At 64.3% G+C, this 17,415-nt stretch carries 19 protein-coding genes; 9 read left to right on the forward strand and 10 right to left on the reverse strand.

The features are described from left to right. Positions 1–60 precede the first annotated feature (60 nt). Positions 61–867 carry a lytic murein transglycosylase gene (locus ABIB95_RS29110; protein ID WP_354244393.1) on the reverse strand — a complete coding sequence of 269 codons (807 nt, stop codon included), beginning with the start codon at positions 865–867 and terminating at the stop codon, positions 61–63. 167 nt (positions 868–1,034) lie between these two features. Between ABIB95_RS29110 and ABIB95_RS29115 the strand changes: the two genes are divergently transcribed. Together ABIB95_RS29115 and ABIB95_RS29120 are read left to right on the forward strand one after the other, a co-directional pair. After that, complete coding sequence (locus tag ABIB95_RS29115) at positions 1,035–1,967, forward strand: OmpA family protein (RefSeq protein ID WP_502917883.1); 933 nt, start codon at positions 1,035–1,037, stop codon at positions 1,965–1,967. A 633-nt stretch (positions 1,968–2,600) separates the two neighbouring features. Next, entirely contained in the window at positions 2,601–2,837 is a 237-nt protein-coding gene (locus ABIB95_RS29120; RefSeq protein ID WP_028150700.1) for a hypothetical protein, read from the forward strand. Positions 2,838–2,946: 109 nt separating this feature from the next. Here ABIB95_RS29120 and rpoD read toward each other — a convergent pair whose 3' ends face one another. Then, positions 2,947–5,106 (reverse strand): RNA polymerase sigma factor RpoD, encoded by a 2,160-nt coding sequence (gene rpoD, locus ABIB95_RS29125; RefSeq protein ID WP_166349407.1) that lies wholly within the window; start codon positions 5,104–5,106, stop codon positions 2,947–2,949. Between the two features lie 379 nt (positions 5,107–5,485). Next, entirely contained in the window at positions 5,486–7,504 is a 2,019-nt protein-coding gene (gene dnaG / locus ABIB95_RS29130) for a DNA primase (protein ID WP_247315324.1), read from the reverse strand. Between the two features lie 203 nt (positions 7,505–7,707). Here dnaG and ABIB95_RS29135 point away from each other — a divergent pair, with 203 nt between their 5' ends. After that, a complete protein-coding gene (locus ABIB95_RS29135; protein ID WP_028150697.1) occupies positions 7,708–8,271 on the forward strand; it encodes a chlorite dismutase family protein in 564 nt (187 codons plus the stop codon). Positions 8,272–8,347: 76 nt separating this feature from the next. Here ABIB95_RS29135 and ABIB95_RS29140 read toward each other — a convergent pair whose 3' ends face one another. Beyond that, positions 8,348–8,746 carry a gamma-glutamylcyclotransferase family protein gene (locus tag ABIB95_RS29140; RefSeq protein ID WP_028150696.1) on the reverse strand — a complete coding sequence of 133 codons (399 nt, stop codon included), beginning with the start codon at positions 8,744–8,746 and terminating at the stop codon, positions 8,348–8,350. Between the two features lie 205 nt (positions 8,747–8,951). On the opposite strand from ABIB95_RS29140, the gene ABIB95_RS29145 reads away from it, so the two are divergent. Further along, a complete protein-coding gene (locus ABIB95_RS29145; RefSeq protein ID WP_354244399.1) occupies positions 8,952–9,758 on the forward strand; it encodes an N-formylglutamate amidohydrolase in 807 nt (268 codons plus the stop codon). Here the strand turns inward: ABIB95_RS29145 and ABIB95_RS29150 are convergent. From ABIB95_RS29150 to ABIB95_RS29165, 4 genes are all read right to left on the reverse strand, one after another. Further along, entirely contained in the window at positions 9,755–10,738 is a 984-nt protein-coding gene (locus ABIB95_RS29150; RefSeq protein WP_354244402.1) for a DUF3592 domain-containing protein, read from the reverse strand. The genes ABIB95_RS29145 and ABIB95_RS29150 overlap by 4 nt on opposite strands. Positions 10,739–10,822: 84 nt before the next feature. Continuing rightward, entirely contained in the window at positions 10,823–11,443 is a 621-nt protein-coding gene (locus tag ABIB95_RS29155; protein WP_080586526.1) for a LysE family translocator, read from the reverse strand. Positions 11,444–11,488: 45 nt separating this feature from the next. After that, the gene (locus ABIB95_RS29160; RefSeq protein WP_354244405.1) at positions 11,489–12,031 is read right to left on the reverse strand and encodes a hypothetical protein; all 543 of its coding nucleotides are present in this window, start codon (positions 12,029–12,031) and stop codon (positions 11,489–11,491) included. 1 nt (position 12,032) lies between these two features. Then, a complete protein-coding gene (locus ABIB95_RS29165; protein ID WP_354244407.1) occupies positions 12,033–13,481 on the reverse strand; it encodes an LVIVD repeat-containing protein in 1,449 nt (482 codons plus the stop codon). Positions 13,482–13,597: 116 nt separating this feature from the next. On the opposite strand from ABIB95_RS29165, the gene ABIB95_RS29170 reads away from it, so the two are divergent. Genes ABIB95_RS29170 through ABIB95_RS29180 form a run of 3 tightly spaced genes read left to right on the forward strand, consistent with a single transcriptional unit; the run spans position 13,598 to position 14,884 of the window. Continuing rightward, positions 13,598–13,912, forward strand: a complete 315-nt coding sequence (locus ABIB95_RS29170; protein ID WP_354244410.1) for an ArsR/SmtB family transcription factor — start codon at positions 13,598–13,600, stop codon at positions 13,910–13,912. After that, the gene (locus ABIB95_RS29175; protein WP_085400444.1) at positions 13,905–14,375 is read left to right on the forward strand and encodes an SRPBCC family protein; all 471 of its coding nucleotides are present in this window, start codon (positions 13,905–13,907) and stop codon (positions 14,373–14,375) included. Before ABIB95_RS29170 ends, ABIB95_RS29175 begins: the two co-directional genes overlap by 8 nt. Next, positions 14,372–14,884, forward strand: a complete 513-nt coding sequence (locus tag ABIB95_RS29180) for an SRPBCC family protein (protein WP_166103299.1) — start codon at positions 14,372–14,374, stop codon at positions 14,882–14,884. Before ABIB95_RS29175 ends, ABIB95_RS29180 begins: the two co-directional genes overlap by 4 nt. A gap of 18 nt (positions 14,885–14,902) precedes the next feature. Here the strand turns inward: ABIB95_RS29180 and ABIB95_RS29185 are convergent, their stop codons facing one another. Next, positions 14,903–15,079 carry a hypothetical protein gene (locus ABIB95_RS29185; protein ID WP_354121157.1) on the reverse strand — a complete coding sequence of 59 codons (177 nt, stop codon included), beginning with the start codon at positions 15,077–15,079 and terminating at the stop codon, positions 14,903–14,905. Between the two features lie 397 nt (positions 15,080–15,476). On the opposite strand from ABIB95_RS29185, the gene ABIB95_RS29190 reads away from it, so the two are divergent. Beyond that, on the forward strand, positions 15,477–16,283 hold the full coding sequence (locus ABIB95_RS29190; protein WP_354244414.1) for a transglutaminase-like domain-containing protein: 807 nt from the start codon (positions 15,477–15,479) through the stop codon (positions 16,281–16,283). Further along, positions 16,283–16,468, forward strand: coding sequence for a hypothetical protein (locus ABIB95_RS29195; RefSeq protein ID WP_208084766.1), 186 nt, complete (start codon positions 16,283–16,285; stop codon positions 16,466–16,468). The genes ABIB95_RS29190 and ABIB95_RS29195 overlap by 1 nt, the downstream gene beginning before the upstream one ends. A 28-nt stretch (positions 16,469–16,496) precedes the next feature. On the opposite strand, the gene ABIB95_RS29200 is transcribed toward ABIB95_RS29195, so the two are convergent. Continuing rightward, complete coding sequence (locus ABIB95_RS29200) at positions 16,497–17,270, reverse strand: DUF2189 domain-containing protein (protein WP_354244417.1); 774 nt, start codon at positions 17,268–17,270, stop codon at positions 16,497–16,499. Positions 17,271–17,415 lie beyond the last annotated feature (145 nt).

Raw genomic sequence — 17,415 nt, forward strand, 5'->3', positions numbered from 1 at the left:
GGATGGTGGGCACGGCGCTTCGCGCCTTTGCCCACCCTACAAACGATGTGCCGGCCCACTTCACTGCCCCGCCAGCCGGTCCGCAAAATAGCCGATCGTCTTGCGGTAGATCACCGCCCTGTTCCACTCCCGCATCGCCTCGAAATTGGCGGTGCCTTCGCCGTAGGGCTGGCCCATCTTGAAGCCGCTGGTGTGAAGCAGGTTCGCGGTCGAGGCGAGTACGTCGGGCACGCTGTGGCGCAGATCGACGTGGCCATCGCCGTCGAAATCGACGCCGTATTTGATGTAGGACGACGGCAGAAACTGGGTCTGGCCGATCTCGCCGGCATAGGCGCCGATCAGGTCGCGCAGCGGCAGGTCGCCGCGCTGCACGATCTTGAGCGCGGCGAGCAGCTCGCCCTGGAACAGCTCGGTGCGGCGGCAATCATGCGCGAGCGTGGCGAGCGTGCGGATCACCGGCAGCTTGCCGATGTCACCCTTGCCGAAATCGCTTTCGAGCCCCCAGATCGCGACCAGGATGTAGCGGGGCACGCCGAACTGCTGCTCGATGCGCGAGAGCAGCGCCGCGTGACGCCGCAACAGTGCCTTGCCGCCATTGATGCGGCCGGGGCCGACGCGAGTCGAGACATACTGCTCGAAGCTCTTGTTGAAGGTGTAGCGCTGGCGCCGGTCGAAGGCGAGCACGGCGCCGTCCTGGGCGATCCCGCTGAAGGCCGCGCTGGTCACGCTCGCCGAGACGCCGGCTCCTTGCGCCTCCGAGGTCATGCTGGCGACGAAGCTGTTGAAGTCGCCGCCGCAGCGCGCGGCCTGCGCCGATCCGCCGGCCAGACAGAGGATGAAGGCGGTGGCCAGGGCGAGTCTCGACATGCGGGAAAATCCTTTGAAGAATGAACGCGGAAGCGCGCGATCATGCCCGGGAACCGGATTCGCGTCAAAGCGGCAGATCCTCGCCAGAACCGATCGTCAGAACCGATCGTATCTTGGGCGCGACAAATGAATTGCGCTCGCCCCGTCCCCAACCGATCGAGATGACCATGCCCATTCCGCACCGGATGCTCGCTGTCCTCGCCCTGCTCTCCTTCACCGCCACGGCCGCCGCCGCGCAGACCCGCGATGTCGCAGGCAGCCGCGACTATCCCGGCATCGGCCGCTTCGCCGGCAGCATCATCACCGGCTACGTGATGAAGGATTTCGACGCGGCACGGATGCAGGCGGCCGCCTTTAGGGACGGCCAGCCGTCCGATGCGCGGCGACTCGAAGGCCGCATCTTCCGCATCGCCTATCGCACCAATCCCGGCCCCTCGATCCTGGAAGTGTCGCGCAATTTCGAGACGCAGCTTGCGAAAGCCGGCTTCGAGACCTTGCTCGCCTGCGACACCGACGCCTGCGGCGCGATTCCCTTCACGGAAAGCATCGACACGCTGCCGGTGCCGCAGATGTGGGTCGACGGTTTCAACTACCGCTATTTTTCCGGCCGCAAGACCGAAGGCGGGCGCGAGACCTATGCCAGCGTCATCGTCAGCCAGAACAACCAGGACATTTATGCGCAGGTCACGGTCGCCGAGCTCGGCGCGATCGCGAACAAGATGGTCGATGCCGCCGCGATGGCGAAGGGTCTTGGCGAGACCGGTCACATCGCGCTCTACGGCATCTATTTCGATACCGACAAGGCGGTGCTGAAGCCGGAGAGCCGCCCGACGCTGGAGCAGATCGCAAAGCTGCTGACGAGCCAGCCGCAGCTCAACGTCTTCATCGTCGGCCACACCGACAGTCAGGGCGCTTACGAATACAATCTCGATCTCTCGAAGCGCCGCGCCGAAGCGGTCGCAGCCGAGCTCGTGAAAAGCTTTCGGATCGCGCAGACGCGGCTGCGCACCGCCGGTGTCGGATTGCTGGCTCCCGTCGGTTCCAACGCAACGGACGCCGGCCGCGCGCTCAACCGGCGCGTAGAGCTGGTGGCACCGTGACGGCCTCACTCATCTTCCCACCTGCGCTCTGAGCATCTCTTGAATCGCATTGTTGTGGAGAAGTGGCTCGTCGTAGCGGAACTCGTCACGTGTACGCAGTGAGATGTGCAACCACGGACATGGAACTCGTTCGCACAATGGAACACAACCTGTGCACGCGGACGGAAGACGTGCAGGCGAACGCGCATTTTTACAAAGCACGCACCTCTCGTTGCGTTGCGAGAGCAGGAAATATGAACAAAGTGATTTGGCCATCCAAACAATTGCTTTGATGCGCATCAAAACCAGACATCGCGACCAGCGCATATCTGACGCGCTCGATGCGACATCACGGCGTCAACGATTTGCCTTGCCACGCTATGGCGCAAGTTATAGTATTCTATTCTAGGTTGTCGCCCCGCCAGCCCCGGGCGACGCTGAAGACCAAAAATAAACGGCGGGCTTTGCGGCCCGCCGTTTGTTGAGCGAAGGGTCGCATCGGATTTTACGAAGCGCCGGACGCATCCGAACATCCAGCAAACGGACTTCATCGATCGATTGCGCAGCCGATACCGCCGCGACAGGTCCGTGTGACCACCGGAAAACCCGCCAAAGTCATTTGACTATAGCGCCCTGATCGACGACAAGCCCGCCATGGCCAAAAAACCTGGAACCAATCCCAAGGGCGAGTTCGCCTTTTTCAACGTCTTCTACGAAGACGGCTCCCAACGCTCCAACCGGCGCGTGCCTGCGGAGCTGCTCGGAGGCCTGGACGGCGACGAGCCCGCGCGCGGTTTCATCATGGAGCAGGACCGCGAGATCGCGGAAAAGTCCGGCCGCCCGCCGCTGGCAATCAAGACCCTCGACCGGGTCGGCGCGAAGAAGAAGTAGGCTCCGCCCGACTCGCGAAGCGTCGGCACAAATAGAAAACGGCGGGCTTTCGGCCCGCCGTTTTCGTTTGGATGAATGCCCGGGACTGGCCCGGGCACGACGATCCGAATTAGTTGTCCAGGAACGACCGCAGCTTCCGGCTCCGCGACGGATGCTTCAGCTTGCGCAGCGCCTTCGCTTCGATCTGGCGAATACGTTCGCGGGTCACCGAGAACTGCTGGCCGACTTCTTCCAGCGTGTGGTCGGTGTTCATGCCGATGCCGAAGCGCATGCGCAGCACGCGCTCTTCGCGCGGCGTCAGGGACGCCAGGACGCGCGTCGTGGTCTCGCGCAGGTTCGACTGGATCGCGGCGTCGATCGGCAGGATCGCGTTCTTGTCCTCGATGAAATCGCCGAGATGTGAATCCTCTTCGTCACCGACCGGGGTCTCGAGCGACAGCGGCTCCTTGGCGATCTTGAGGACCTTGCGGACCTTCTCCAGGGGCATGCCGAGCTTCTCGGCGAGCTCTTCCGGGGTCGGCTCGCGGCCGATCTCGTTGAGCATCTGGCGCGAGGTGCGCACGATCTTGTTGATCGTCTCGATCATGTGCACGGGGATGCGGATGGTGCGCGCCTGGTCGGCGATCGAGCGGGTGATCGCCTGCCGGATCCACCACGTGGCGTAGGTCGAGAACTTGTAGCCGCGGCGGTACTCGAACTTGTCGACCGCCTTCATCAGGCCGATGTTGCCTTCCTGGATCAGGTCGAGGAACTGCAGGCCGCGGTTGGTGTACTTCTTGGCGATCGAGATCACGAGACGGAGGTTGGCTTCCACCATCTCCTTCTTGGCTTGGCGTGCCTCGCGCTCGCCCTTCTGCACGGAGTGCACGATCTTGCGGAACTCGACGATCTCGAGGCCGGTGAGCGCGGCGAGCTGATGCACCTCGTGACGGAGGTCCTTGATGCGGTCCTTCTCGATATGGACGAAGTTCTTCCAGCCCTTGGCCGAGAGCTTCGAGACGCGGTTGAGCCAGCGCGGATCGAGCTCCGAGCCGGTGTAGTTGCGCAGGAAGTCCTCACGCGCGACGCCATGGCTGTCGGCAAGGCGCATCAGGCGGCCCTCGTGCGACACGAGGCGCTTGTTGATGTCGTAGAGCTGCTCGACCAGTGAGTCGATACGCGCCTGGTTCAGGCGCAGCGACTTCACCTCGACGATGATCTCGTCCTTCAGCTTGCGGTATTTGCGCTCCTGGTGCGGCGACAGCGAGGGCCCGTGCGAGGTGCTCTCGAGCTGGTTCTGGATGTCCTGCTCCTGAAGCTTGCGCAGCTTCTTGTAGCTGTCGGCGATCTTGTCGAAGATCTCGACGACCTTCGGCTTGAGCTCGGCCTCGATGGCCGCGAGCGACATCTGGTTCTCGAACTCGTCGTCCTCGTCCATGTCGGCTTCGGCGGCGGCTTCGCCCGGATCCTTCTCGCCTTCGCCGGCATTGCCGGGCGCAGGCGCGGCGCGGAACGGGGTCGGCGACGGCGGCGCGGCGGGCGGCGCGACATGCGCCGGCGCAGCTCCGTTCACGACAGCGGCTTCGCCGCCTTCGGCGGACGCTTCGCCGTTCTCGCCGGTCGGACCGCCGATCATCGCGGTGTTCATGCCGCCCTTGGCGTCGGGCCCGGCATAGGTCGCTTCGAGATCGATAATGTCGCGAAGGAAGATCTTGCCTTCGTTGAGCTCGTCACGCCAGATGATGATGGCCTGGAAGGTCAGCGGGCTTTCGCAGAGGCCTGCGATCATGGCCTCGCGGCCGGCCTCGATGCGCTTCGCAATCGCGATTTCGCCTTCGCGGGACAGGAGCTCGACCGTGCCCATCTCGCGCAGATACATGCGCACGGGGTCGTCGGTGCGCTCGCCCGGCTCGCTCTTCTTGACCTCGGTGACGGCCTTCTGGGTGACTTCGACGAGCTCGTTGTCGGTCTCGTCCTCGCCGCCCTCGTCCTTGTCCTCCTCGCCGTCGCTATCGTCGGCTTCGGTGACGTTGATGCCCATGTCCGAGAGCATGGACATGATGTCCTCTATCTGCTCGGGGGAGGTCTGGTCGGACGGCAAAACTTCGTTGAGCTGATCGAAGGTCACGAAGCCGCGCTTCTTGGCCTGCTTGATCATCTTCTTCACGGCCGCGTCGGACAGATCGAGCAACGGCGACGGCGCGTCCTGGGAGTCCTTCTCCGGCGTGTCCGCTGCCTTGTCGTCTTTCTCTTTGTCCTTCGCCTGCAGCGTCTTTGCCTTGGTGGCCATCCATTGCTCCTAAACGCGCTTCATGCAGAAGGCCGAACGGCCCGCCCGCCTGAATTCACTTGAACCTGTTGTTCGACGCTCTCGCTTCGTCAGATCGCGACACGGAAAGGGCGGCGCGGATATCTCTCGCCACCCCGACCTTCTCTCTCGCCGGATTTGCCTAACGCTTCGTGAGCCTCTTTGTCGCAGCGGATGCAGGTGTAGTGCCAACAGCGATTGCGCGGATTCATTCCTGACGCGTCTGTTCTGCCTGCGGCCGCCTGGTGGCCAAAGTGCTATAAGACCGTTAAGCCTCGATTAACCCTGTTTTTGCCGCCAAACCTTGGATTTGGCGAGTCTTTTAGCGGTTCCGGTCCCGGCCGTCCGCATGATTCTTTCATCACACGCTCTTCTGGAACCGGCCCGACAGCTCGCCAAAACCCTCGATCAGGGCCTCGGTACCGTCGACTTCTCCTATCCGAGCCTTGACGTCACGCAGCCACGCCAAATTGGCCTCGCTGGGGTCCTCCCCCAAGGCCAGCTCGGCGTCCTTCAGTTCTCTAAGTAGTGAATGGTATTGCCGATGCAAGGCAACGAGCTGGTGCCAAGTGGAGAGAACGTCGTCCCGGGCGGCGCCCTCGCGGGCACCCCACACCGCCGCGGTGGTGATGCCATTCTCAACCCTTTGAAGGAGCTGTGAAAATCCGCCCTTCTCGATGTCGGCTCGCATCTTCTCTGCCAGCTCGCCGGGGTCCGGCGAGTGGTGGTGGTCGTTGGCGAAGGCGGCGATGATGCCGGCCCGGAGCTTATGGGCCTCGGGATGGGCCAGCTCCAGGGCGGCGACCTCCTCCAGGTGGTCGTGCAGCAGCCAGGGGTGGTTGATCAGGATTTGCAGGATCAGGGCTTCGCGCCGGGATATGGCGCTGCGCTGGCCCTTCATGATCGGGCTGGCCGCCAGCTGGGGGCTCGCCGCCTGGTAGGGGCCGGAGGGAATAAAGGCGGGACCGGGGGCCCCACGCCGCCCCTGGCTGCCGAATCCCTGCCCCCCGAATCGATTCGCCTGTCCCCCGTTGCGCGGCTGGAAGGAGCGGCCAGAATTGCCTTGGAAATTGCCCCGGCCGGCAAAGCCGCCGCGGCCGCCTTCAGGCGCGAAGGTACGCCGAAGCCGCTCGGCAAAATCGTCGCGATAATAGCGCCGCACCACCTCGTCGCGGATGCCGTTGGACAGCTCCTTGACGCGCGCTTCGAGCGCAGCACGGCGTTCGGGCGTGGCAAAGTTGCCGCCTTCGAGCTCGCGCGACCAGATCATCTCGGCGAGCGGCTTCGCCGCCGCGATGACATCCTCGATCGCGCCGCGGCCGCCCGAGCGGGCGAGATCGTCGGGGTCCTGCCCTTCCGGCAGCAGCGCAAAGCGCAGGCTCTTGCCCGGCGCAAGAAATGGCAAGGCAAGGTCGGCGGCACGATAAGCCGCCTTCTGCCCGGCCCTGTCGCCGTCGAAGCAGAGGATCGGTTCGTCCGCCATCTTCCAGAGCAGCGCGAGCTGGTTTTCGGTCAGCGCAGTGCCGAGCGGCGCCACAGCACCGGCAAAGCCTGCCGTCACCATGGCGATGACGTCGACATAGCCTTCGACCACGATCAGCGCGCTGCCATCGTGGGTAGCTTTGCGCGCGGTCTGGTGATTGTAGAGATTGTCGCCCTTGTGGAAGAGCGGCGTCTCCGGCGAGTTCAGGTATTTTGCCGGAACGTCCTTTTCCAGCGCACGTCCGCCGAAGGCGATGACGCGGCCGCGCAGATCCGTGATCGGAAACATCACGCGGTCGCGGAAGCGATCGTAGGGCACGGGAATGTCGTTGCCGGCAACGAGCAGGCCGGTCTCGATCATGTCCTCGACGGAGACGCCGAGCTTGCCGAGATGCTCCTTCAGCGCGAAGCGCTCGGGCGGCGGCGGCGCATAGCCGAGGCGGAACTGCACTTGCGTCGCCGGCGAGATCGCGCGATCGGCGAGATAGCCGCGCGCCTTGGCGCCGACGCGCGAGGCCAGCGTCTCGGCGAAGAATTTTGCGGCGAGCTCCATGACGTCATGCAGCGTGCGGCGCCGCTGCTCGTGCCGCGCCGCATCCGGCGTCACCGCCGGCAGCGGCAGGCCCGCCATGTTGGCGAGCCGCTCCACAGCCTCCGCGAACGGCAGGCCGTCGGTCTCCATCACGAAGGTGATGATGTCGCCGTGCTTGCCGGAGGAGAAGTCGTGGTAAAATCCCTTCTGGTCGTTGACGTAGAAGGACGGCGTCTTCTCCTGCTGGAACGGCGACAGCCCCTTCCATTCCCGCCCCGCCTTCTTCAGCTTCACGCGCTTGCCCACGACTTCGGATACCGAAAGCCGGGCACGAAGCTCGTCGAGGAACTGGGGCGTGAAGCGCATGGGCTCTGGGTCTGGCGCGAATCAACGTGAGTCGGGCGAAGGGTTACGGATATAGGCGCGGCCTGCCCAAAAGTCAGGTTTGTCCGGCTTATCCGGGTTATTCGACCTATGCACAGGCGTCATTCCGGGGCGATGCGAAGCATCGAGCCCGGAATGACCGCGGAAAGACTTGAACCCGGACCGGTTCCGCGCTTCCATGGGCCATGTTCAGGATGTTTCGCGGCGGCCACAGCGGGGGCTGGCGTGTGACCTCGATTTCACCCGTGGTGGGCGAGCCCCTGCCCTTCGTGCCGGCGCTGTCGGTGACCGACAGCGAGGCGATTTCATTGCCCCTGGTGCCCTCTCGCAATGCGTGGCGGCTGGTCGGCGTTGCGAGCACGCCGCGCTACACTGAGCGCGCCGAGAAGCAGCAGCTCACCGCGGTGCAGGCCGAGCTCGGCCGGTTAGAGGCCACTTCCGCGGCGCTGATTCCGATCCGCAAATCGGAGGCGTGGTGGGAGCTGACGCAGGAAGAGCGCCGCAAGATCTTCGAGGACAAGTCGCACCACATCGCCAGCACTCTTCGTTTCCTGCCCGCCATCGCGCGGCAGCTCTATCACAGCCGCGATCTCGGCGGTCCCTTCGACTTCCTGACATGGTTCGAGTTCGCGCCCCCCGATGCCTCGCTGTTCGAGGAGCTGGTGGCGATGCTGAGGCAGACCGAGGAGTGGAGCTACGTCGAGCACGAGATCGACGTGCGCCTGGTGAAGGAAGTGCTGTCGGCTTAGTGATCGAACGCCGGCCACGATGAAGGTGCGATCCCTCGCTCCGCTTGCGCGGGAGAGGTGAAGTCCGCATCCGCGCCTAGTGCTCGAGAAAGCGCCCGGACTCGATGCGCGGCAGATCGGTGACGGGCCAATTGTAGACGTAAGTCCAGGCCTTCTCCGTGGTGCCATCAGGCAGCGTCACGTCGATCAGCTTGCGCAGATATTCGGTCGGCTCCGGAAAGCCCTCGCCGCAGGCCTCGTACATGTCGAGCTCGCGCAGGAGCTCGTCGGGCACGCGCAATTGAAAAAGCTCACCATGGACGACATCGGAGGCCGCGTTCGACAGCAGCAATCCGGGATAATGCTTCACGAGAACGAGCCGGCCGCGACACGTCGCGTCACCCAAAAAGTCCGCATGTCCTGCAAGCAGCCGCGCCATCGGATGGTCGAAGCCGCGCATCAGGGTGCCGTAGACGAAAAGACGATCGGAGGTCATGGGGTGTCTATAGCCGTCAATCGAGCGAAACGACAGCCGCACGTTTCCTCGTCCCAGCGAAGTCCCGGGGGCAAGCGAGATTTGGTCTTGTGATGAATCGCCGGCAACGGCATCGTCTGGCGATCATGATGATTTTGGGTGGACCGACCTGCAAGCGATTGCTGCCCAATTCAGACGGTAGCTGCTTTTTCCATAGGCAATCAGGATGGACTTGAACACGGCCGACGCGACCGATCAACTGCTCGGCGCGGGGGACATTCCGCCGGTGCATGAGGTCAATGCGGATGGGGCATCGCCTTTCCTGCTCACCTCGGATCATTACGGACGGATTCTGCCGCGCGCGCTCGGCGACCTCGGCGTCGCGGAAAGCGAGCTGACGCGACACATCGCCTGGGACATCGGTATTGCCGGCGTCGCCGAGCGGCTGGCAAAAATGCTCGATGCGCATCTGATCGCGCAGCGCTATTCGCGGCTCGTAATCGACTGCAACCGCTCGCCCGACGTAGCAAGCTCGGTCCCCGTGATATCCGAGGCGACTGCGATCCCGCGCAACGAGGGCATCTCCGAGGGCGAGCGCGCGGCGCGGCGGCGCGAGATCTTCGAGCCCTATCACCGCCGCATCGATACAGCGATCGACCGCCGCCTGCACGACACGCGGCCGACGGTGCTGGTGTCGCTGCACAGCTTCACGCCGGTTTATGCCGGCGTCGCCCGGCCCTGGCACATCGCCGCGCTGTATAACCGCGACACGGTGCTGCCGCAGCTGCTGCTGAAGCATTTGCGCGCTGAAGGCGATCTCGTCGTCGGCGACAACGAGCCCTATGCGGTGAGCGACCTCAGCGACTACACCATCCCCGTCCACGGCGAAGCCCGCGGCCTCGTCAACACCGGCATCGAGATCCGCCAGGATCTGATCGCGGATCAGTCCGGCCAGCAGCAATGGGCGGAGCGGCTGGCGAGGATTTTTGCGGAGATCGAGCTGGAGTTGCGCAGGGAGAGGCTGGTCGACTAGCTGCCCCGCGTCGCGACGAACACCGCGAGCGCAGCGAAAATCGCCGCGATACCCCACAGCAGCCAGGCGATGCGGACGGGACCGCTTGTATCGAGCGTTGCCTCGGCCGGGTTGTCGGGATTGACGCGCACCTCGACGGTCGCGCCGTGCTTGTAGCGCGACATCAGCTTCTTCACCATCTCGTCGGACCCCGACTGCGTCCCGGCCGCGACGCGCGCGCATTCATTGGTGTAGCTGATATTCTGATAGCGATAGGTGTAGGTCACGCGCTTGCCGAACATCTCGGTGCCGCGGCGCTCGCCCGGCTCGCTGGCCTCGTGATATTGCTCGATCCCCGACAGCTTGATCGTGCCCGGCACCACCGGCCAGCGCGCCGCCTTCAACGCCTGCCGCCGCACCCCATACCCCATCAGCGCGATGACGAGGCCGAACGCGCCGAAGCCGACGACGAGGCCGGCGAGATCGGGCCGCCCGATGTGGTGCGCAAGGTAGGCATAAGTCTGGTTGAGCCCGAACGCCGAGCCGAACACGATGCCAAACGCGATCGCCGTGCCGATGCCGAGACAGCCCCACAATCCCTTGGGCAGGTCGCGCTCGAGCACGGCCTGATCGGGATGGCGCGGATTGTAATAGACGGTGACGACACTGCCGGCTGGATATTTTGCGAGCTTCTCGGCGACCTCGAAATTGCCGAGGTCCTCGCCGATCGAGATGCGGTTACAGCTCAGCTTGCGGCTGCCGACCGGATATTCGTAAGTCACGTTCGCAAAATTGCGGCTCTCGAGCCGATAGCCTTCCTCGCGGTCGCTGTCGGACACCCTGACCTCGCGCACCTCGGCGACCGAGCGGACGACCTTGCCCGATGCCTGCGGCCAGCTTCGCGCCTCGCGCACCTGCCAGGTCTTCACAACGGAGGCGACCAGTAACAGCCCGAGCGGTGCGAACAGCATCGCATAGACGAACCAGGGCAGATCGGGCACGGCCAAATTCCTTCGTCAGCGGCAATGCCCGATTGGACGCATCGCCGCCGCGAAGGGTTCAAGCGCGAACCGGTACGAGGGAGGTTATTTTGCCCGTGTCAGCGCCAGCCAGATACCGCCGCCGATCATGAAGCCGCCGGAGATGCGCGACATCAGCCGCGTCCGGCGGGCCGAGAAGAACTTTCGGGCACGCCCCGCGGCGAGAGCGTAGAGCGCATCCGTCATCGCCGCGGTGACCATGAACGTGGCGCCCAGCACCGCGACTTGCGGGAAGTGGTCGCGGTTCATGTCCATGAACTGCGGAATGAAGGCGCCAAAGAAGATTAGCACTTTCGGGTTCGACAGCAGCACAAGGAAACCTTGCAGGAAGAACCCGCCGCGCGGCGGCGCCGGCGGCTCGTCGACATTGAGGCCTTCGACCGGCGCCCAGATCAGCTTGATGCCGAGCCAGATCAGGTAGGCGGCGCCGGCAAAGCGCACCCAGTCGAACCAGTAACCCATGGTCGCCATCAGCGAGGTCAGGCCGACCGCGACGATGCCGATGACGATGGCAAGCCCGGCCTGCGCGCCCGCGACATTGGTCAACGCCGCGCGCGTGCCGTGACGCAGGCCGTTGGCGACGACGAGGGTGACGATCGGCCCCGGCAGCAAGGCCAGCGCAATGCAGGCGGCGACGAAGGCGAAATAGGCTTGCATGGACATCATGGGGAGGACTCGCTGAGAGCGGTTTGGCGCATTAATGCATGACGCTCACTGTCCGTCCAGCGCCGCGGTCGCCCATACCTTCATCTCCGGCGTCTCCAGGAACGCCAGCGCCGCACGCTGCACGACGCCTGCTTCGCCACGCCCCTGGGCCGCAGCTACGAAGAGATCGCAGCGGCGCGAGACGGCGATGCCGATCGCGGCATGACGGACGCCGTCGGCCATATCGAGATCATAGCGCCTGGCACGGCCACGCATCTCGCCAAGTCCCACTTCCTCACCCGGCGCGACGGCGGCAAAGCGCGGGCTGATCAGATCGATGTCGGCAACGCGATCGACCTCATCATCGTCGGCGACGCCGCGGTCGCAATTGCAGAAGCCGCGCTTGGCGCGCACGTAAAGCTCGGTGCCCGCGCAGGCACCGTCGCAGCGGAACGCGCGGCCGGAGGGCCAGCCGTCGCGCGGGAACGGCCATGCGATTTCGCGCCAGCCCGCCGATTCCGCCGCCGGCGCCGGCGCAAGTCGATAGGCCCCGACGCCGGATACACCGAGCGCGATGGCCACAGCCGCAATCGCCGCCCCGCGCCGCACGTCAGTTCCTCGGCAGGCCGGCGGCCGCGCGCGCCGGTCCGGTCAGCTCGAGGATATGCAGACCGGTGTTGGCGCGGTCGACGATGTAGATGTAGCCGCGATCGTCCGTCTCGACATTGTTGGTCTGGATCGCGACCTTGCAGCGCTCGCCGCCCTCGACGGGAATGCAGCGCTTGTCGGTGGCCTGCGTGATCGCCGGGATGAAATAGCCGACCTCCTTCGGGTGATAGGGATCGCGGATGTCGAGCGCGCGCACGCCGGCATTGAAGAAGGCGATGAAGGCCATCTTCTTGTAATAGACCGGCGCCATGCTCTCGTTCGAGGAGTGCGAGCCGAAGCGGCCGCCGCGCTGGCAGAACTGTCCGCCCGCCTCCGGCACGGTGTAGCTCGAGATCATCATCGGCCGCGTCTCGGTGGTGACGTCGGCGAACCACACCATCTGCCTCGCCTCGCCGCATTCGTTCAAGATCGCCTCGTCGACGATCATGACGATGTCGCGGGTCTTGCCGTCCTTGTCCTCGGCGAATTCGGCGACGGGCATGTCGAGCATCGGGAACGTCGTATGCGCGCCGTTGAAGGCGGACATCGGCATGCGCGAAATCTCGGGATAGCGCAGATTGTCCGGCGTCGGCTCCTTCGGCCCGTTCAGCAACTTGTCGCGATCGACGATCTGCAGGATGCCGCCCTTGTTGGTGCCGTAGCCGAAGAACACGCGATTGCCGTCGGGTCCGGTCGAGATCGGCCCGTGCAATTCGGTCGGCACGGCGCCGGTCGAGCCGGGCTCCTGGCCGGGCAGGCCAAAGTCGCGGATTTTCTGCGGATGGGCGGGATCGCTGAGGTCGTAGACCTGCGTCATGCGCCGCGTGCGCCAGTCCGGCGCGCCGGAGACGAGAAAGGCGATGCCGGTGTCGCACTCCCACCAGCTCTTGTGGGTGTCCTTCAGGCCGCCGATGCGGGTAACGAGCACGGGATTTGCGGGATCGGCGACGTTCCAGATCTCATGCGCCTCGCTACCGAAGGTGCGGAGCATGTAGACCGCATTGGGATCGCCCTTCGGCAGCGACTTGCCGTCGCAAACCCGTACCATCTGCGCGCCGCCGGATTCGTACTTGCCTTCCTGTCCCGGCAAATGCCGCAGATATTTTGGACGCGCGGGATCGGTGACGTCGACGATGGACGTTCCGTTCGGTTCGGCCTGCCCCGTCATCGGGTTGACGGGCGCGGGCACGTCGTCGGTGCCGCCGTGATGGCCGATATAGGCGATCCAGCGATCGCCCTGGTGATGGATGGTCGGCTGGTACGCACTGCGCGCCTGCAGGTCGTTGGTGCCGACCAGCTTCATGTTGGACGCTTCCGGCGGCGCGCCGATGGTCTGCTTCTGTTGTGCCTGGGCCGTGGTGCTGCAGGCGAAAAGGACAAGACCTGCAGCGAGTGAGATGCAACGGAACATCAAAGCTCTCCCGGAACCAATCTGCGTTGGCTGAGCTTCAAGGCTAGCACAGCCATTTCCAGGCGCCAAAGACACCATCTTGACATGCAACCATTTGGTTGCCTATTATCGCCGCCATGGATGAGGTCTTCAGAGCGCTCGCCGATGCGTCACGACGGTCACTGCTGGACAGGCTTCACGCCAGGAACGGCCAGACGCTGAACGAACTCTGCGAGGGCCTCGCGATGACGCGCCAGGCCGTGACCAAGCACCTTGTCATTCTCGAAGAGGCCAACCTGGTCACGACCATCAGGCATGGCCGCGAGAAGCTGCATTACCTCAATCCGGTGCCGATCCATCAGATCGGCGAACGCTGGATCAGGAAATTCGAGCGCGGCAAGCTCGCAGCGCTCAGCGAGTTGAAACGTCAGTTGGAGAAGCGCGATGAGTAAGCCCCAATTCGTCTATGTGAGCTATATCGAGACCACGCCGGAGAGGCTGTGGGAGGCGCTGACGTCGAGCGAGTTCACCAGGCAATACTGGTTCGGCGCCGAGGTCCGGTCGGACTGGAAGGTCGGCTCACCCTTCGCGCTCACGCTCGACGGCGAGGTCACCGATTCCGGCGAGATTCTGGAGGCCGATCCGCCGCGCCGCCTGTCCTACAGCTTCAAGCACCAGAAGTTCGAAGAGCTGCGCGGCGAGCCGATATCGCGCGTCGTCTTCACGATCGAACCGTTCGGCTCGCTCGTGCGTTTGACCGTGTTGCATGACGGCTTCGTCGAGGGCGGCAAATATCTCGGCGCCGTCTCCAACGGCTGGCCGGCGATCCTGTCCCAGCTCAAGAGCCTGCTCGAGACCGGCAAGCTGCTCGGCATTCCACGCGCCGCGCTCAACAAGGGATTCGACGCAAAATGAACCTCGATCAGTTCAAACCGCTGACGGTCTACACCATCTACATCGTCTCCACGCCGGAGAAGGTGTGGGAAGCGCTGACCTCGGCCGAGTTCAGCAGGAAGTACTTTTCCGGCTTTGCGGTGGAGATGGAACGGAGGCTCGGCGGCAGTTTCACCGTGCGGGCGCCTGACGGTTCGGAGCACATCTCGGGTGAAGTCTTCGAATACGATCCGCCGAACAAGCTGACGGTGACGTGGAACGTCAACTGGCCCGACCTCGTCGCAAAGCTCGGCACGACACTCGTCACCTACGAGATCGAGCAAGCCGGCGAGGCCGTCCGTCTCACCATGAGCGAACGCCACGACCGCCCGCTCAGCGACGACATCCTCTCCGGCGGCCGCACCGGCTGGCCCGCGATCCTGTCGGGACTGAAGAGTTTGCTGGAAACCGGCAAGGCGCCGCAGATCAAAATGACACCGCCAGCGCAGATGCTGGCGGCGTTGAAGGCGATGGGGATCAAGACGCCGTAGCGGCCGAAATCGGCGCTGTTATCGCTTCTTCTTCACCGGCGGTTGAATCTCGTCGATCTTGCGACGGCAATCCCCTTCCGAGTCGTGCGGGCCCGAGACGAAGGTCCCGCTGACCTTGATCGCGTACCAGCCTGACTCCACGCCGAGCCGGAGCGCTTCGTCTGTCTTGACGTGCCGTGGGGAGAGAGTTTGCATCAGATGCTTTCGGTTGGCGTTCGATCTCGTATCGAGCCGCGGTGGAATCTTTCAGGCGTCCGCGGCACGCCTGCTGCGTCCGGCTCGCCCGCGGGAAGTCGCAATAAGCGCGACGATCGCCGTTACGACGTCGCGATGAGAAGGCTCCGCCGGTGCGAAGAATGAGTCGTTTCAAGTCGCGCGCAGATCGTCGTGACGCAGCGCGTGCGCAGAGACGACCGCTCTTTCCGACATTGGCGCACCGTGCGCGCAATCGCCGCAATTAGCTATCGTTTTCTCGCCCGCGCCGCGCTTTTGAAGCGCCAAATGCCGCTCTCGATCGAATAAGGCCGTGAATGCCTTGTGTTCGATCGCTTCGTAGCCATGTTGGGAGCTTAGCCAAGAGAAAGAAGTTCGTATGAAGCTCCGCGTCGGGTTCGAGATGCTGTACGAGTTCCCGCAGCCGACGCCTATGATCATGGTGTTGGGCACGCACTTCACGCGCGCCTCAGATATCGTCGTGCCCGACCTGCTGACCACCCGACCTTCGGTGGCGATCAATCCCTATCGCGACCTCTTCGGCAATTGGTGCAGCCGCATCGTTGCGCCGGCCGGCACCTTCCGTCTTGCCGGCGATGGCGTCGTTCGCGACAGCGGCCTGCCCGACCCGGTGTTTCCGAACGCGTTTCAGCACGCCGTCGAAGCACTGCCGGCCGACACGCTCGTCTATCTGCTCGGCAGTCGCTACTGCGAGACCGATCGCCTGTCGGATATCGCATGGAAGTTGTTCGAACAGACGCCGCCGGGCTGGGCGCGGGTCCAGGCCATCTGCGATTTTGTTCATCGCCACATCACGTTCGGCCATGAGCACGCGCGTGCGACCAAGACAGCCCGGGAAGCCTACGACGAAGGCAAGGGCGTGTGCCGTGACTATGCCCATCTCGCCATCGCGTTCTGCCGCAGCATGAACATTCCGGCGCGCTACTGCACCGGCTACCTCAGCGACATCGGCACCCCACAACCGTGGCCTGCCGGAGATTTCGCCGCCTGGTTCGAGGCTTTCGTCGGTGGAAGCTGGCACATGTTCGATCCGCGCAACAATACGCCGCGGATCGGCCGCGTGCTGATTGCGCAGGGGCGCGATGCCGCAGACGTCCCGATCGTCCAGACCTTCGGTCCGAATACCCTGCTCAATTTCAAGGTATGGACCGACGAGGTTGCCTGATGACAGACAGCACCCCAGCGCTCACCGCCGATGAATTTGCGTCCTTGGCCCTGGTCGGCAAGGGTCAAGACGACATTCCGCACGCGCACGGCGAACGTCTGGCCAATTTGGGTTATGCGATCAGGCGGCTCGGCGAACTCGAGCTGACTTCATCCGGCGCTCGCCGCCTGGCAACGGGCGAATAGCTCGCTCCCGTTGCGTCCGGCTTCCCATTTACGTCACCGGCACCACCAGCCGCCGATAGAGATGCCACGTCGCATGCCCGAGCACGGGCAGCGTCACGACCAGTCCGAGAAAATACGGCAGCGCCGAGACGATCAGCAGCATCACGATCACCGCGGCCCACGAGATCATCGGCAGCGGGCTGGTCACCACCGCGCGCACGCTCGTCACCATGGCGGTGACGAAATCGACCTCGCGGTCGAGCAGCAGTGGAAACGACACCACCGTCAGCGAGAACAGAATCAGCGACAGCGCGGCGCCGACCGCGTTGCCGATAGCGAGGAACAGCAGGCCCTCATTCGTGGTCAGCACCACCGTCATGAATTCCTGAAGACTCGAGAACGAGGCGTGCAGGCCGAGCAGCAGCGCGATGAGCAGCCGCACCTGGTACATCCAGATCACGAACATGAACAGCGTGACGAAGGCCATCCAGCCGATCTCGCTGCGCGCGCGTATCGCCGACCAGATCGCGCCGAAGGAGACCGGCTCGCCGCGCTCGCGGCGGCGGCTGACCTCGTACAGACCGATCGCCACGAACGGCCCGATCAGCGCAAAGCCGGCCGCAAGGGGATAGACGAGATAGACCATGCCGAAGGCCGTGAGGCAGAGCATGATGGCGATGCCGCCGCCTGCGTAGAGCGCGCCGAAGCAGAGCCCGTAGAGCGGCAGCGCCTGGAAATCGCGCAAACCCTCGACCAGCGCCTCGGCGATATCGGTCACCGCCACGGGACGCACCACCGGATCGACTTTGCCCGATATCGACATGCGGCTCCTCTCCTCATCACCGGCACGATCTCCGTCGCGCGCGATCCCGATATTAGCGCCCTCGTGACCTGCGCGCACGCGCGCGTTGATCGCGCGATGACGGTATCCCGGGAGGCCCGACACCCGCCCAACAGAGCCTCGCGGG

Source organism: Bradyrhizobium sp. LA2.1 (genome assembly GCF_040547725.1).
Lineage (GTDB): Bacteria > Pseudomonadota > Alphaproteobacteria > Rhizobiales > Xanthobacteraceae > Bradyrhizobium > Bradyrhizobium barranii.